This window comes from Candidatus Binataceae bacterium (assembly GCA_035508495.1).
Lineage (GTDB): Bacteria > Desulfobacterota > Binatia > Binatales > Binataceae > JASHPB01.
In genome coordinates this window covers 43,360-59,053 of sequence record DATJMX010000007.1, presented here as the reverse complement: position 1 = coordinate 59,053, position 15,694 = coordinate 43,360, and the positions used below count along the sequence as shown (strand labels likewise).

Annotated in this window: 13 protein-coding genes and 1 tRNA gene; 13 read left to right on the top strand and 1 reads right to left on the bottom strand. The window is 61.0% G+C overall.

Annotated features, from left to right (window positions below; translation table 11 throughout):
• From VMA09_02835 to VMA09_02785, 11 genes are all read left to right on the top strand, one after another.
• The coding region (locus VMA09_02835) for a hypothetical protein (protein ID HUA32514.1) at window positions 1–552 on the top strand (552 nt) is incomplete at its 5' end.
• A gap of 488 nt (window positions 553–1,040) precedes the next feature.
• A complete protein-coding gene (locus VMA09_02830) occupies window positions 1,041–1,496 on the top strand; it encodes a hypothetical protein (GenBank protein HUA32513.1) in 456 nt (151 codons plus the stop codon).
• 157 nt (window positions 1,497–1,653) lie between these two features.
• Window positions 1,654–1,728: transfer RNA gene (locus VMA09_02825), tRNA-Val, on the top strand.
• A 100-nt stretch (window positions 1,729–1,828) separates the two neighbouring features.
• Window positions 1,829–3,769 (top strand): threonine--tRNA ligase, encoded by a 1,941-nt coding sequence (thrS, locus tag VMA09_02820; GenBank protein ID HUA32512.1) that lies wholly within the window; start codon window positions 1,829–1,831, stop codon window positions 3,767–3,769.
• 38 nt (window positions 3,770–3,807) lie between these two features.
• A complete protein-coding gene (infC, locus tag VMA09_02815; protein HUA32511.1) occupies window positions 3,808–4,341 on the top strand; it encodes a translation initiation factor IF-3 in 534 nt (177 codons plus the stop codon).
• Between the two features lie 34 nt (window positions 4,342–4,375).
• A complete protein-coding gene (gene rpmI, locus VMA09_02810; protein HUA32510.1) occupies window positions 4,376–4,573 on the top strand; it encodes a 50S ribosomal protein L35 in 198 nt (65 codons plus the stop codon).
• A gap of 42 nt (window positions 4,574–4,615) precedes the next feature.
• The gene (gene rplT, locus VMA09_02805; protein ID HUA32509.1) at window positions 4,616–4,981 is read left to right on the top strand and encodes a 50S ribosomal protein L20; all 366 of its coding nucleotides are present in this window, start codon (window positions 4,616–4,618) and stop codon (window positions 4,979–4,981) included.
• Between the two features lie 102 nt (window positions 4,982–5,083).
• Complete coding sequence (pheS, locus tag VMA09_02800; GenBank protein HUA32508.1) at window positions 5,084–6,130, top strand: phenylalanine--tRNA ligase subunit alpha; 1,047 nt, start codon at window positions 5,084–5,086, stop codon at window positions 6,128–6,130.
• On the top strand, window positions 6,127–8,541 hold the full coding sequence (gene pheT, locus VMA09_02795) for a phenylalanine--tRNA ligase subunit beta (protein ID HUA32507.1): 2,415 nt from the start codon (window positions 6,127–6,129) through the stop codon (window positions 8,539–8,541). The genes pheS and pheT overlap by 4 nt, the downstream gene beginning before the upstream one ends.
• A 44-nt stretch (window positions 8,542–8,585) precedes the next feature.
• The gene (locus VMA09_02790) at window positions 8,586–8,876 is read left to right on the top strand and encodes an integration host factor subunit alpha (protein HUA32506.1); all 291 of its coding nucleotides are present in this window, start codon (window positions 8,586–8,588) and stop codon (window positions 8,874–8,876) included.
• Window positions 8,873–9,331: a MerR family transcriptional regulator gene (locus tag VMA09_02785; GenBank protein ID HUA32505.1), complete on the top strand. Its 459-nt coding sequence runs from the start codon at window positions 8,873–8,875 to the stop codon at window positions 9,329–9,331. Before VMA09_02790 ends, VMA09_02785 begins: the two co-directional genes overlap by 4 nt.
• A gap of 267 nt (window positions 9,332–9,598) precedes the next feature.
• Here the strand turns inward: VMA09_02785 and VMA09_02780 are convergent, their stop codons facing one another.
• On the bottom strand, window positions 9,599–12,103 hold the full coding sequence (locus VMA09_02780) for a glycosyltransferase (GenBank protein HUA32504.1): 2,505 nt from the start codon (window positions 12,101–12,103) through the stop codon (window positions 9,599–9,601).
• Window positions 12,104–12,488: 385 nt separating this feature from the next.
• Here VMA09_02780 and VMA09_02775 point away from each other — a divergent pair, with 385 nt between their 5' ends.
• Both VMA09_02775 and VMA09_02770 read left to right on the top strand, forming a co-directional pair.
• The gene (locus VMA09_02775) at window positions 12,489–14,186 is read left to right on the top strand and encodes an ATP-binding protein (protein ID HUA32503.1); all 1,698 of its coding nucleotides are present in this window, start codon (window positions 12,489–12,491) and stop codon (window positions 14,184–14,186) included.
• The gene (locus VMA09_02770; GenBank protein ID HUA32502.1) at window positions 14,183–15,625 is read left to right on the top strand and encodes a sigma-54 dependent transcriptional regulator; all 1,443 of its coding nucleotides are present in this window, start codon (window positions 14,183–14,185) and stop codon (window positions 15,623–15,625) included. The genes VMA09_02775 and VMA09_02770 overlap by 4 nt, the downstream gene beginning before the upstream one ends.
• The last annotated feature ends 69 nt before the right edge of the window (window positions 15,626–15,694 follow it).

The following is a 15,694-nucleotide window of genomic DNA, read 5'->3' as shown; positions in this document are numbered from 1 at the left end:
ATTCGACAGGCTAAAAGTATGAAATTTCGCCTATGTGTGGCGCTCGTTGTTGCGACTTTGTGCGGGACCGCGATCGTTCGAGCCGAGAGCAAGGCCGGAACGTGGTGGGCGAAGAAACTCATTTTCAACGGAGCGTCTGACATAACTACATCCTCTGCACCAGCGGGACTTAAGAGCGAACTTGACTATCGCGTGAGCATTTCGTATCCAGCCTCAGAGCTAGAGGATTGGCTATGTCAACAGCTCCGAGAAGCAGGGTGGAGCAAGCTGGGCTACGATTTCCTGAACCCGCAAGTGTCTTCGGCAGTGACCGACAACTGGCAGCACTTCCCGGATCCCAAGGAAACCCCAGAGGAATGTACTTATCAGAAAATCCAGGACTGGCAGAATGCCAGCGGCGATGTCCTTAGCTATGCTCTTCTTTATCAAGCCCCGACCTGCGACGTTTCAAAGCTCAAAGATGTGCAGGTATTCATAGTTCGCTATCCTGCTTACTCGGCGAAGAAGATGATGGAGGCAGCAGAAGAACGTCGGGCTAAGCATTCCCAATAAATGCTTGGTGCTTTAACAGCGACCAAAGCGCTCTCGAGAAGATCGGCGCATGGTTGGTCCACTTAGCGTGACGCTTCGCTAACTCACTTCGCGAAGCTCGATTGAATTTTTGTGTGATTCAACCCTCTGAACAACTTGCGCCGGGTTTGAGCTGACTAAAGCGTGAACCGTGCTTCGTCGAGTGCCCCGAATCTCAGGCTGCCCCCTTCCCGAATCCCTCACCGTTCATGTTTGCTTTGGACGCAAATGAATTGCATCTCAGGCACATAGCTCAATGGGAGAGCGCTTCCTTGACACGGGAGAGGTCGGCGGTTCTATGCCACGCTTAGCCAGTACCGCGTCCGGTGCCCTTTCTTCTTAGAGTTCTGCTGGCCACTGGCCGGCAATTCCGAAGAGTATTATACCAGCGTCTCACCGGTCGGGCGCCTTCGTTGCTCGCGCTGCAAATCTCAGAGCGGCTGTGTGCCAGTCACTTTCAAAAGATATTCATGAGCCACAAACTGCAACCCCGATCCTTCTTGGTACGCGCAATCTGGTCGTTTTTGCCGATACTGATGTTAGCGCCTGCAGCATTCGCTCAGCAGACGACGGAATATATTGTCTCAATTCCAAAACTGCGAGTTTCTACTGACGATTCTGTGGTGTCATTTGAAGTGGATGTTACAGCGGGCGCGTTCGAATCGGCTTCAAACCTGCCGGTGGGATGGTATATTGCAATCGACAACGATGCTTCATGGCAAACCAAAATCACAGCCAATACGACCGTCGGCGCGGCGGCCCTGAAGCCGGAGGAATTCGAGAAACTCCGATTTTCGATTGACAAGAATGAATCCGGCGGCTTGAAGTTCCGACTCTCGGGGATCGTCTCAGTCACCAAGGATTTTCAGAAATCGAGACCAATACCGTTAAAGATGGGCGATTTTGCGGTCGTGCCCAAGCCATGAATTCAGAAAAGCGAGGTTGTCAAACATCCGGTTAGCGCTCGCCTCGCGCATGGCTTCCTACCGGAACCGGCGCCAGACATCTTAGGTTGCCCGCCTGCGTCAGATCCGTTACCGTTCATGTTTGCTTTGGATGCCAATGCCATCATCCTGCATCTGCAGGCGCGTAGCTCAGTGGGAGAGCGCTTCCTTGACACGGAAGAGGTCGGCGGTTCAATCCCGCCCGCGCCTACCACTGTGTACGTCGTCCGCGTCGTGCCCTGCCTCGTCTCGCCCCAGCCCGACCTGTGATTTCGTTAGCCTCGCGCCGCGCCATGATTAAAATCATCTCTTAGATGAGTTCCGAGATTACCGTCACCGTAAATGGCGAGCAGCGCCGGCTGCCGCACGGCTCCGCGGTCCGCGAGGCTCTGCGCGATCAGCCAGGCAAAGACCTCGTTGCCGCGCGCGTCGATGGCAAAGTCGTCGATCTGACTCGGAAGCTCGACCACGATGCCGCCGTCGAGCCCATTCTCGCCCAGAGCGAGGCCGGCCTCGATACGATTCGCCATTCCACGGCGCATCTTATGGCGATGGCGGTGCAATCGCTCTTCCCCGGCACGCAGGTCACGATCGGCCCCACGATCGAAGACGGCTTCTATTACGATTTCGCGCCCAAGACGCCCTTCACCCCCGACGATCTGCCCAGGATCGAGGCGAAGATGAAGGAGCTCGCCAAGGCCGACCTCAAGATCGAACGGATCGAGGTCCCGCGCGAGAACGCGATTCGCCAGTTCTCCGAGATGGGCGAGCAATACAAGGTCGAGATCATCCAGGGAATCCCCGACGATACCGTATCGATCTACAAGCAGGGCGACTGGATGGATTTGTGCCGCGGACCGCACGTGCCCTCGACGCGCTACCTGCGCGCCTTCAAGCTGCTCTCGGTCGCGGGCGCGTACTGGCGCGGCGACGAGCACAACGCGATGCTCTCGCGAATCTACGGCACCGCGTTCGCGAGCAAGGAAGCGCTGGACGAGCATCTGGCGCTCGTCGAGCTGGCGCGCCAGCGCGACCATCGCAAGATCGGCCGCGAGATGGGCCTCTTCATGTTCGATCCGATTGCGCCGGGTCAGCCGTTCTACCTGCCCAAGGGGATGGTGATCTTCAATGCGCTGGTCGATTATATGCGGCGGCTCTACCGGCGCTATGGCTTCGACGAAGTGATCACACCGCAGATCTATAAGAACGAGATGTTCCATACCTCGGGGCATTGGGACAATTTTCGCGAGAATATGTTCCTGTCGCTCGATCCCGATGCCGACGTGGCGACGATCGATACGAGCCCCGAAGGATGGCGCGTCGGCTATGGCGTGAAGCCGATGAACTGCCCGGGGCATACGTATGTCTATCGCGCCGAGAAGCGCTCCTATCGCGATCTGCCGCTGCGGATTGCGGAGTTCTCGCGGCTCCATCGCGCGGAGCGCTCGGGCGTGCTGCACGGCCTCACGCGGGCGCGTGTGATGTCCCAGGACGACGCGCATATCTTTTGCACCGAGGATCAAATCGAAGACGAATTCGCGATGAACCTCGAGATGGTGCGCGAGGTTTACACGACACTCGGCTTCGAGCGGGTCGAGTTCAAGCTCGCGACGATGCCCGACCAGCATCTGGGCACCGAAGAGCAATGGCGGATGGCCGAGGAGAAGGTCGCCAACGCGATGCGCCGCAACGAGATCGCGTTTGAGATAAATCCCAAGGAAGGCGCATTCTACGGTCCGAAGATCGAGATTTATGTGCCCGACGCGCTCAAGCGAAAATGGCAGGTCGCGACGATTCAACTCGATTACAATGGTCCGATGAACTTCGACCTGACCTACACCTCGAGCGCCGGTATCGAGGAGCGCCCGGTGATGATCCATCGCGCGATCCTGGGCTCGCTCGAGCGATTCATCGGCGTGCTGATCGAGCATACCGGCGGCGTACTGCCGTACTGGCTCGCGCCGGAGCAGGCGCGGGTGCTCTCGCTCAGCGAAAAGGTCGAGAGTTACGCGATGGAGATCGAGGGCATCTTAAAGCGCGAGGGCGTGCGTGCCGCGGCCGATATCCGTGGTGAGAAGCTCGGCTTCAAGGTGCGCGAAGCGGAACTCGCCAAGGTGCCGTATATGATCGTGGTGGGCGAGCGCGAGGCTGCCGACCGCGCAATCTCGCTGCGTCGCCTGCGGGGCGCGAAAAGCGAATCGATGCCGCTTGACGCGCTCGTGGAATTGCTGAAAAAGGAGCCGTTGCCGGCTTGAATTTGATGACTCGGCCCAAAAGCCGGGGGAGGTGAAATATTCGAAGGGATTTTAGAACGCCACCATCTCGAGAACCCGCTATCCGGGTCAACAATCAGATCCGTGCGCAGGAAGTTCGCGTAATCGATGCCGACGGTTCGCAGGTCGGGATTCTGCCCGTGCGCGAAGCGATTCGAATCGCCGAGACCAAGGGCCTGGACCTGGTCGAGGTCGCTTCGACCGCGAATCCGCCCGTCTGCCGCATCACGGATTTCGACAAATATCGCTACGCGCAAAAGAAAAAGACCCACGACTCCAAGAAGCACACGGTCAGCACCGTCAAGGAAGTCAAGATGGGATCGCGCACCGGCGAGCACGATGTGGACTTCAAAGTTAAGCACATCAAGCGCTTCATTAGTGAAGGCAATCGTGTTAAGTTATCGGTTTCGTTCCGCGGTCGCGAGATTACCCATCCGGAACTGGGCCGGGCGTTGATAGAGCGCATCGTCGAGCAAGTGACTGAAGTTGCGCAGCCCGAGAGCCTGCCCCGGATGGAGGGGCGCAGCATGTCAGTCCTGTTGACGCCGCGGTAGAAGACTTGAGCTAGAGATTTACAGAAAGACGTCAATGCCGAAGATTAAGACCAGCCGCACCGCGGCCAAGCGCTTTTCGATCAACAAGAACGGCAAGGTGAAGTTCAAGCGCGCATACCTGCGCCACCTCTTGTCGAGCAAGAGCCCCAAGCAGAAGCGTCAGCTTCGCGAAGCGGGCCGGCTCGGCAAGGCCGACACCGAGCGCGTGCGCCGGATGATGCCCAACGGCTAAGCGTCACGCGATCAACTACCTCGAAGGAAGGACTCGACAACAATGCCTCGCGCTAAGGGCGGCCCCAAGACACGCCGCCGCCATAAACGGCAACTCAAGCTCGCCTCGGGATTCGTTGGCGGGCGCAAGCTTTACAAGCAGGCCCGCAACACGCTCGAAAAGGGCCTCACCTACGCCTATCGCGATCGCAAGCAGAAGAAGCGCAATTATCGCGCACTGTGGGTCGCGCGTATCAATGCGCTCGCGCGCGAACACGGCATCTCCTATAGCGTGCTGATCGACGGCCTCAAGAAAGCCGGCGTCGAAATCGATCGCAAGATTCTTGCGGCACTCGCCAAGGAGCGCGACGGCTTGTTTACCGAGCTGGTGCAGACCGCCAAGAGCGCGCTCGGCCAGAAAGCCGCTTAAGAACCGCGCTCCGACAGGCGGTCGCACCAGAAGACCATGTGGTAGTCCACATGGTCTTTTGCTTGATGGGGTCACGATCACCCGATTGCGGGGAGACTTAAGATGCGAGAGCAGCTCGAGCAAATCAGACAGCGCGCGCTGGGCGAGCTCGGCGACGACGCGCAGGAAGTGCAAATCGAAAACGTTCGCGTGCGGGTGCTGGGCCGCGCCGGCGAGCTAACCGAGATCATGCGCGGGATGCGCGACGTGCCGCACGAAGAGCGCCCCGCGATCGGCCAGCTCATCAACCAGATCAAGCGCGAGCTCGAAGCGCGAATCGAAACGCTCCAGGGAAAGCTCAAGGCCGCCGCGCTCGAGAAATCGCTCGGCGAGGCGCGCCTCGACGTAACGCTGCCGGGGATGAAAATCGCGCGCGGCCATATCCATCCGATTCAGCAGATCCTCGAGCGGATGCTCGAGATCTTCGTTGGCATGGGCTTCGAAGTCGCGATGACCCAGGATATCGAGGACGACTTCCACAATTTCGAGGCGCTCAACTTCCCGCCGCATCATCCGGCGCGCGAGATGCAGGATACGTTCTACGTCGACGGCGGCCGCCTGATGCGCACGCATACGTCGAACGGCCAGATCCGCGTGATGGAGAATCGGCAGCCTCCGCTCGCGATCGTATGCCCCGGACGATGCTACCGGCGCGACGAGCTGAGCGTGCGCGCGTCACCGATGTTCACGCAGATCGAGGGCTTCATGGTCGATCGGCGCGGCAAGATCACGATGGCCCATCTGAAGGGCGTCCTCACCGAGTTCACCAAGTCGTTCTTCGGCGCGACCGCCGTGCGCTTTCGCGCGAGCTACTTCCCCTTCACCGAGCCGAGCGCCGAGCTCGATATGCGATGCCTGCTCTGCGACGGCGCCGGATGCCCCGTCTGCAAGCATTCCGGATGGACGGAAGTCCTGGGCTGCGGAATGATCCATCCAGCCGTGCTCCGCGCCGTGAAAGTCGATCCTGCCGAATTCCAGGGCTTCGCATTCGGCTTGGGCGTCGAGCGCACCGGCCTGCTCAAGCTCGGGGTCAACGACCTGCGGCTCTTCTTTGAAAACGACCTGCGCTTCATCTCGCAGTTCCCGGTCCTCAGCGGAGGTGCGCGATGAAGCTGCCGCTCAGCTGGCTCAAGGAATTCGTCGCGCTCGACGCCTCTGCCGATGACATCGCGCATCGGCTGAGTCTCGCCGGCCTCGTCGTTGAATCGATCGAAAAAACTCAGGCCGCATTCACCGGCGTCGTCACTGCCAAGGTGCTCCACGCCGAAAAGCATCCCAACGCCGATCGCCTGTCGCTCTGCGACGTCGATGCGGGTGAGCGCGGCCAGTTCAAAGTCGTATGCGGCGCGCCCAACGTTCGCAGCGGGATGCATGCCGCGCTGGCGATGGTCGGGGCAAAACTCGGCAAGGAGGAGCCGCTCACGGCGGCGACGATTCGCGGCGTCGAGTCGCGGGGGATGCTCTGCTCGGAGCGTGAGCTTGGAATGTCCGACGAGCACGCGGGAATCATCGCACTCGCCGACGACGCTCCGCTCGGCGTCGATCTCGCCGAATACATGGCGCTCACTGACACGATCCTCGACGTCGAGATCACGGCCAATCGCGGCGATTGCCTTTCGATTCGTGGTCTCGCGCGCGAAGTTGCGGCGCTCTTCGACGTGAAGCTGCAGGCGCCGAAGCTGCGCGCCGCACGCTCGCCCTCGCCCAGTGCCAAAATTGATTTTACCGTCGATATCGAAGCGCCGGATCTGTGCCCGCGCTACGCGGCGCTCGCGATGCGCGCGATTAAGATCGGTCCCTCGCCCGTCTGGATGCGCCGGCGGCTCGAGCTGTGCGGGATGCGCGGGCTCAACAACGTCGTCGACGCGACCAACTATGTGATGCTCGAGCTGGGCCAGCCGCTCCACGCGTTCGACTTCGGCAAGATCGCGAGTGGCAAGATCGTTGTGCGCCGCGCCGGCACCGATCACGAGTTCGTCACGCTCGACAACGCGACACGCTCGCTCGAGAGCAATGACCTGATGATCGCGGACGCCGAAAAGACCCTCGCGATCGCGGGCGTGATGGGCGGGCTCAATTCCGAGGTCGGCGAAGGCACGACCGACCTCCTGCTCGAGAGTGCGTACTTCGCGCCGATGACGATCGCACGCACTGGGCGCCGCCTGGGGCTTAACAGCGAGGCGCGCTATCGCTTTGAGCGCGGTATCGATCGCGCAGGACAGGTGAGCGCGCTGATTCGCGTCGCCGAGCTGATTCGCCAGACCGCCGGCGGGCGCGAGGCTTCGATGATCGTCGATATCGAGCCGAGTCCGGCTGAAAAGCGCGAGATCACCTTGGAGCTCGGCGCGATCGAAACGCTGCTCGGCGTGGCGATTGCTCCTGCCGTCGTGCGCAGCCGTCTGAAAGCGATCGGCGCGCAGGTCGTGTCGCGCGGCAAGGGCACGCTCGGTGTGTCCGCTCCCTCGTTCCGTCCCGATATCAACGAGCCGGCTGATTTGATCGAAGAAGTCGCACGCCTCTCGGGCTTCGCAGAAATCCCGGCGCAATTGCCGCCCCGCGTCGGCGCCCTGGTGGCGACCAATCCTGAGCTGGATTTCCAGCGCGGCACGCGCGAAGTGCTGCTCGGGTGCGGCCTCAGCGAGGCGACGACGATCGCGTTCATCGCGCCGGCCGACAACGCGCGCTACACGGGCGCGACACCGGGCGCCGTTCCGGTCAGGGTCACGAATCCACTTTCTGCTGAGCTGAGCGAACTGCGTGTCAGCCTGATGCCCGGTCTGACCGCGGCGCTGCGCTTCAATCTGAATCGCGAGGCGCAATCGTTTCACGCCTTCGAGATCGGCAAGGTCTTCGGCCGCGACGGCGACTTCTCGACCGAGCGCACCTGCCTCGCCGCGTTGAGCTACGGGCCATACACGCAGGCGGCGATCGGCGAACATCCCGTCAAGGCGGGGTTTTTCTCGATCAAGGGAATCCTCGAGAGCCTTTTCGATTCATGCGGCGCGGCGGCCAACGTCAGTTACCATCCGATCGAAGCGGCGCGTTATCCGTTTTTGCATCCTGGACGCGGCGCGGAGGTTCGGCTCGGCGATGAATCGATAGGCTATGTCGGCGAAATGCACCCGGCCGAAGCGCTGCGCCTCGACCTCAACGGCGCGTGTGCGATTTACGAACTTGACTTAGCAAAACTCATTTCTTATGGTTTCTCGCCGCGCAAAACGATCGAAGCACCGCCACGATTTCCGGCCATTCGCCGCGACCTCGCGCTCGTGCTGGATCGGAATTTCCCGGCTGATGTGGTAGTTAAGACCATTCGGGAATGCGGGTCGTCATTGCTCGAAAGCGTCGAGGTCTTTGACGTGTACGAGGGAGCTGCAGTGGCGGCTGGCAGAAAGAGCGTGGCATTGGCCTGCCGATACAGGGCCAAAGACCGCACGCTGACGGATGAGGAGGTGAACCGGGTTCACGCCGCGTTGGTTGATCAGGCGCGGACGCGTCTCGGAGCGGAGTTGCGGCAGTAGGCGTGCTCAACACGAGCGGGTGGGGAACGGTTACGCCGCAAGGCATGACTAAAGCCGATCTCGTAGATATGATCTACGAGCGGGTCCGCTGTTCAAAGCGGGAAGCCGGCGAGGTGGTCGAGGCGGTGTTTGCGATCATTCGAGACTCGCTGCGTCAGGGCGACAAGGTCAAGATTTCCGGTTTCGGTACCTTCGCGGTCAATCAGAAGCACGCGCGCCGCGGACGTAATCCGCAGACTGGAGAACCAATCACGATCGATTCGCGCCGCGTGCTCACGTTCAAGCCCGGACAAGTGTTGCGCGAGCGCGTCAGCGGCAAGAAGCGCCGACCATGACTATGCCTAACCGCCGGCCATCAGTGCGGCCGAAGAAACCCGCGACAGCCGCCCCCGCGACTGCCGGCGGCATTCCCGAGCGCGGCCTCAAGATCGGAGAAGCAGCGACTCTGCTCCACGTCGAGACCTACGTCCTGCGCTTCTGGGAAACCCAGTTCCCATTTCTCAAGCCCAAGCACTCGCGCAGCAAGCATCGCTTTTACCATGAGCACGACATCCAGGTCCTGAAGCTGATCCAGCGCCTGCTCCACGACGAAGGCTTCACGATCGTCGGCGCCAACAAGTACATCAAGGAGATGGGCCTGGAGAATCTGCTCAAAGGCAGCTCCGCGCCTAAGGCCTCCCGCCCAGCATCCGAGGCATCGAACAGTGCGCCAACTGACGACAAAGCCCGCCGCGTGCTCGGCGAAGTGCATCGCGATTTAGAAGATCTGAAAAAACTCCTCGACGATTGAGTTCGCTGCGTTCTTTGTTCTGGAACTGGCTGTCCCCCTACTTTGTCTCCCTAAGCGAAAGCTGCGTTCACTCGGAAATGACGTGCGGTGCCGTGGATCAAGTTCTCAACTTGTTTTTTGCCCGAAAAAATACGTGGGGAGGGCGTCCCTGCGCGCCATTGGACGCGCGAGCCGAACGGCTCCCGCCACATTTTTTGCAGTCCTCGAAGGCGCGAAGCGCGCCGTCTTGATGGCGGGCAGGGACGCCCGCCCTACAATATTTTCGGGTCAGTCGGCGGCGCGTTCGCGATTTGATTGTATCGGGGCCGGGATTGGGGCACCGGTTGTGGTGGGAACCTCGGCAGCTTCTCTGACCGGCTTGCCCATCGGCATCAGGTTCAGTTCGGCGGCGCAGTTTTCTACTGCACGATACGCTCCGTTGCCCGCTTCGATCATTGCGCTGGCGAGGCATATTGCGCCCGCGATCGTGAGTGCGGCCAACCCGAGCGCAAGCTCCGGTACTCCCGCGAACCCCGCCGCGGCGACGAGCGTTGCGCCGGCGCCCAGCGCGTAGTGCGAGAGCTTGGTGAGCCGAACGCGCGCGACTACGCGATTCGTTACGCGATTGCCGCCGTGCTCTTCGTCCGCGGTCTTCAGCTCGATTCGCGTCCAGACATTCGGCCGCAGCTCGGCGTCATAGTCGTTCCATCCCTGATCGATAGCAACCGGATGTCCGACGCGCGCGAACGTCTTGAGCATCCGATCGAGCAGGCTCTCGCGCAGAGTGTAATCTTCGTTCCAGTAGTTGAGGCTCACCGAGCGTTTGAGCCAGTTGATCGTCGGGCGCTGCCGAACCATCTCAGCGTCTTCTTTTTTCATAATTGCCGCCGCGCGCGTTTTGTATCGCGTGATCGTGCGGATCATCGGACCCGTGTACGACAAGTACGCGATCAAGAGCCGCGAAGTGAACCTCCGATGGCATTTCTCGAGCGGCGCATGCCATCCGTAATAGAGCGCCCAGATGGGACCGAGGGCGAGCATCGCGAGCGCCGGGATAGGAGTCCATCCAAACGCGACCGAGACGACGACTGCCAGCGCCGCCATCACGTTCCATTCGAACGTCGCGGGCAGGACCTTGGCCAATGTAAGCGCAGGGTCAAACAACGTCTGGGTCCCCGCGTTATAAGCGCCCCAGAGCACGCGCTTTGTGGAACCACCGGGGATCGTTCTCGCGATACCGGGGATCGTGCCGCGCCACGCGATTTGGCCGAGCAGGTTAAAGCGCTCGGCATAGCGCGGATAGAGCAGAGCCTCGGCGCGGCCATAGCCGCGCTGCTGGCCGTAATAAGCTTTGATGGTGTTGCGGCGGAAATGCCAGACGAAGGCCGCGGGTGCGAATCCAAGCCGGAAGCCCGCGCCTATCAGGCGCCAGCAAATGTCGACGTCGTCACCCGCCGTCCGGAAGATCGGATCGAAGCCGCCGATCTTCGAAAGCGCGGCCTTGGTGAAGATCATGTTGCATCCCGCCAGATGCTCGGCCTCGTTGTCCGACACGAGCACGTGACAGGGCGCGCCCGGCGAGGCGGCGCAGCACGCTTCGATACGGCCGTCTTCGTGCGGCGACAGGTTGGGTCCGCCGCATCCGTCGAAACCGCCCTGCTCCATCGCACGGACGATCAGCGTCAGCCAGTGCGGATCGACGACGCAGTCTGAATCGGTGTAGGCGATGATCTCGCCGCGCGCCGCATGCATTCCGACGTTGCGTGCCACGCTGAGGCCCTTGTTAGCCTGGCGAATCAGGCGAAACTCGGGGAAATCCATCGAGATTTCAGCGGTCGTATCGCTCGAGCCGTCATCGACGATAACGACTTCGTAGTTCGGGTATTCGAGCTTGCGCAGTGATTCGAGACACGGGCGCATCGTGCGCTCCGCGTTGTAGGCGCAGATAACGACCGAGACCATCGGGATGGCCTGCGGACGCGGCGGGCAAGTGCCGTTGAGCGTGACGAACGGCATCAACTCCGACGCGCGCAGCATTCTGACTCCCAGCCAGTCGTGAGACGCCGGAGCAGGAACCGGCGGCGCCACCACTCCAGCCGCACCCGTCCCGAAAGCCATCGCCACCGCTTCGTCCTGCCCCGGCGAGGTTTGCGCAAACTCGATCAGCACGGGGCGAATCTCGGCGACGTTGTGCAGGCTCACCACGAAGTCACGAATCTCGACCGGCGGCAGCGCAGCAATCTCGCCGTAGAGGAAATCTTCTTCGAGCATCGACAGCGCGCGCGTCTCGGGCCGCAGCTTGATCGAGATGAGGGCCTGCGCCGCACGTTCGCGAATCGTCGTAAGGAGCGCCCCCAGCCGCTTGCGCACGGGAGCCAGGCCGCCCGCGCGAAGAGCATCCTGGGTTATCGGGCAATCGATCAGAAAGCCGACGAGCGCAGGGTTGGCTTGCAGGATATTGGCGGCGTGCGCGATTCGTGAGGTCGCCGCCGCGAATTTGTCGCGATTCTGGACCTCATCGACCGTGACTCGTAGTTCGACGATCGCATAAAGTCCGGTTTGGGCGACGACATCGAGAATGGAGTAGGCTTGCTCTTCAGAGAGGATAAGCCCAGTCGTGTGCGCCAGCTTCAGCGCATCGAGGCGATAGCGGAGCTTGAGCTTCTGGTCGAAGTCGAGCGCATCGCCGACATCGTCGAGGCGCATCGCCTTGAGGAAGAACTTGTGGCCGAATTTGGAGAAGAACTTTCCATGAGCAACTATCGCGGGGTTCTCGCCCGATCCGGTAAGCATCGATTCAACTAAGCCTCGCGAGAGGGGCTACAGCCAAAGCCATGCCACGGGTAAAGGCTAGGATATACGCGGTGTTTTTAGCGATACACCGAAAGTTCGCACCGATTGGGATGAAGCGCTGAACGTTTTGCGCAAGCCGTGCACGAGCAGAACCAGGCGGTCTCAGCGAGGGTCGGAGTTTCGCAGCATGCAAAAAATGTTCGGAACGGTCTTGCGGAACTCAGTAGATTGGTTATTTTGCGAATGTTATATCTCGGTTCAGAAATAATGCTTGCTGCCACGGTAATGCGGCAGGATTGATCGCAGTCGGGAGTTTGGAATCGCCCATTTTTCAGTCGGATCGAATAGCAATATGAAAATGTCGCGCGCCTGTGGATGTTGCCGTGTGTCAAAATCGAAACCTCTTCATCGTGAGCCAACCGACTCACCAATCGAGGCAACCTCCGAGGAGCTCGACGTAATCCGCGACCAACTCGCGGTTATCGAGCAGATGCTCGCGCGCATCTGGGGTAACCAGATTTATAGCCGCGAGCCCAAGAGCCTGGAGACACGCGCCGCGGCGGCAGACCTTATCGAGCGGCACTTCGACGGGATTGTCGACCAGTGGGTTGAAATGGTGCACGGCATCATGGGCGGCCCCGATGTACTGCACATCGATCCCGAAACGCACGAGCGCGTTCACGCCAACATGGGCAACTCGCTCATCCGGCTGGTCTCGCATCTCCGCAATCCCGACGACCTCCGCACCTACATTCATCTTCGCAAGCACTGCCAGGAAGGGATGCTGGCGCGCGCCAAACCCTCGCAGTTCAACACCATTCATATCGCGCTGAAGCAGGTGGTGCTCGGACATGTCCGCGCGACGCTCAGCGGCGAGGCTCAGGAGCGTGTGCGCGACGTCGTCGTCGCCTCGATCGACGAGCGGCGCCTGATGGTCTCGCAGTTCTATATCGAATCGCGCGAGCGCGCCCTGCGCGACTCCGAGCAGAAGTATCGCAACACGATCGACCACGCGCCCGATCCGATGTACGAAATCGAGCCGCACACCTGGGTCGTGCTGGGTGCGAATGCGGCGGCTGAGCAGCTTCACAAGATGGAAGCCGATCACGATGGCGATCACGGTCCGATCCTGGGGCGGCCGCTCACCCAGTTCGTTCCCGCGGAGCTGGCGGCCAGCGTGGTTATGGCGCTCGAGCAAGTGCTGCGCGAAGGCTCGGCGCAAACTCCCGAGTTCCCGGTCGGTCCATTTTTCTTCGACGTAAATTCCGCGCTTATCAATTATGGCGACAAGCGCTTCATTCAGATGATCCTGCGCGACGTCACGCAGCGCCGCGAGATGCTGGATTCTCTGCTCAAGGCCGAACGCCTCGCGGCAGCGGGCACCTTCGCCGCCGGCGTAGCGCACGAGGTGAACAATCCGCTCGCCTCGATCTCTTCGCTCGTGCAATCGCTGCTAACGGGCGAGACCGACGAGCAGCGCCGTATCACGCTGCATACGATCCTGTCGCAGATCACGCGCATCTCGGGGACGCTCAAGGATCTTGTCAACTTCGCCCGTCCTGCGACCGCGCAGCGCACCGCAGTCAATCTCAATATCGTGGTCTCCGATACCCTCCGGCTCGTCAGCTACAACAAGCGCTTTTCCGGAATTCAGATCGAACCGCTGCTGGCGGCGGATCTCAAGCCGGCGTTCGTCGACGACAAGGAAATTCAGCAAGTCATTTTGAATCTGCTGTTCAACGCCGCGGATGCGACCGCTGCCGAGGGCGGCGTGATTCGCGTCGTGACCGAGAACCTCAAGTCCGGGCACGGCGCCGACAAGCGCAACCGGATTATGGTCAAGGTGATCGACAACGGTATCGGGATCCCGCGCGAGCACTTGGAGCGCGTGTTCGATCCGTTCTTCACGACCAAGCCGGCAGGCGCGGGCGCGGGCCTCGGGCTCTCGCTCTGCCAGCGCATCATCCTGAGCAATAAGGGCACGATCAAAGTCGAGAGCGAGGTCGGCCGCGGCACGGCGGTCACGATCACGCTGCCCGGCATGGACGAACTTCACCAGCAGCAGGCCGCACAGATTCAATGAATACCGAAACTGCATCCGCAGGATGGGCGCCGCAGTCGAGCGGACCGTATCGAATTCTGGTCGTAGAAGACGAGCCGCTGATGCGGTCGATTATCGTCCAGCTCGCGCGCAGCGAGGGCTACCAGGTCTTCGAAGCGCCCGCGGCTGAGATCGCGATCGGAATCTTCGAGAAGGAAAAAATCGATCTTGCGATCCTCGACCTTAACCTGACCAGCGGCGGCAGCGGTCTCGATCTGCTCGGCAAAATCCGCGACCTCGATCCCGAGGCGATGGGCATCATCGTCACCGCCTACGCGAGCGTCGAGTCGGCCGTCGAGGCGTTGCGCAAGGGCGCCTACGATTACATCACCAAGCCCTTTGCCAACGATCATCTGAAGGCGGTCGTGCGCAACGCGCTCTCGCAGAAGGCGCTCTTTCACGAGAACCGCTTCCTGCGCCGCGAGCTGCGCGAGAAGTACCGCTTCGAAAATATTATCGGCAAGAGCGACGCGATCGAGCAGGTCTTCCGCGTGATGGAAAAAGTCGCGCGCACCGATTCGAGCGTGCTCATCACCGGAGAATCGGGCACCGGCAAGGAGTTGGTCGCGCGCGCGATCCATTTCACCTCCGAGCGCGCCAACGGCCGCTTCCTGCCCATCAACTGCGGCGCATTGCCCGAGAATCTCCTCGAGAGCGAGCTCTTCGGCTACAAGCGCGGCGCGTTCACTGGCGCGGGCCAGGACAAGATCGGTCTGCTCAAGGCGGCAGACAAGGGCACCATCTTCTTCGACGAGATCGGCGAGCTGCCGCTCGCACTCCAGGTCAAGTTGCTGCGCGCGCTGCAGGAGCGCGAATGCTATCCGCTCGGCTCCAACGAGCCGGTCGCATTCGACGTGCGCGTGCTGTGCGCGACCAATCGCAACCTCGAGGCCGAGGTGAAGGCGGGCCGCTTCCGCGAGGAACTGCTCTACCGCATCAACGTCATCAATCTCAATTTGCCAGCGCTGCGCGAGCGCAAGGACGATATCCCGCTGCTGGCGAATCATTTCATGCGCAAGTACGAGAAATCGCTCAACCGCGTGAACATGCGTTTCTCGAAAGGCGCGATGCGCCTGCTGATCAACTATCCGTGGCCCGGCAACGTGCGCGAGCTCGAAAATTCGATCGAGCGCGCCGCGATCCTGGCCGAGACCGACGTAATCCACTCGCACGATCTACCGGATAAGCTGCGCAGCACCTCGCCCGTCGTCGCGAGTATCGAAAGCTCGGGCATGACCCTCGAGGAGCTCGAGCGCGAGCATATCAAGCGCATCCTCGACAAGGTCGAAGGCGACAAGGTCAAGGCCGCGCAGGCCCTCGGCATCCACCTCTCGACGCTGTATCGCAAGGTGCAGCGCTATCGTCTCGATAACGAGGGAATACCCGCAGCCGCCCATGAGACGCCGGCGCGGACGGCCTAGCGTCCGGGAATAATCATGGTATTGCGCGGGTCAACGATATAGGATTTTAGCCAGAGGCGGCGCGCCTTT

Excerpts from the sequence above, each read along its gene's own strand:
- VMA09_02830 (HUA32513.1), top strand. The coding sequence starts at position 1,041 with ATGAGCCACAAACTGCAACCCCGATCCTTCTTGGTACGCGCAATCTGG.
- thrS (HUA32512.1), top strand. The coding sequence starts at position 1,829 with ATGAGTTCCGAGATTACCGTCACCGTAAATGGCGAGCAGCGCCGGCTG.
- rpmI (HUA32510.1), top strand. The coding sequence starts at position 4,376 with ATGCCGAAGATTAAGACCAGCCGCACCGCGGCCAAGCGCTTTTCGATC.
- rplT (HUA32509.1), top strand. The coding sequence starts at position 4,616 with ATGCCTCGCGCTAAGGGCGGCCCCAAGACACGCCGCCGCCATAAACGG.
- pheS (HUA32508.1), top strand. The coding sequence starts at position 5,084 with ATGCGAGAGCAGCTCGAGCAAATCAGACAGCGCGCGCTGGGCGAGCTC.
- pheT (HUA32507.1), top strand. The coding sequence starts at position 6,127 with ATGAAGCTGCCGCTCAGCTGGCTCAAGGAATTCGTCGCGCTCGACGCC.
- VMA09_02790 (HUA32506.1), top strand. The coding sequence starts at position 8,586 with ATGACTAAAGCCGATCTCGTAGATATGATCTACGAGCGGGTCCGCTGT.
- VMA09_02785 (HUA32505.1), top strand. The coding sequence starts at position 8,873 with ATGACTATGCCTAACCGCCGGCCATCAGTGCGGCCGAAGAAACCCGCG.
- VMA09_02780 (HUA32504.1), bottom strand. The coding sequence starts at position 12,103 with ATGCTTACCGGATCGGGCGAGAACCCCGCGATAGTTGCTCATGGAAAG.
- VMA09_02770 (HUA32502.1), top strand. The coding sequence starts at position 14,183 with ATGAATACCGAAACTGCATCCGCAGGATGGGCGCCGCAGTCGAGCGGA.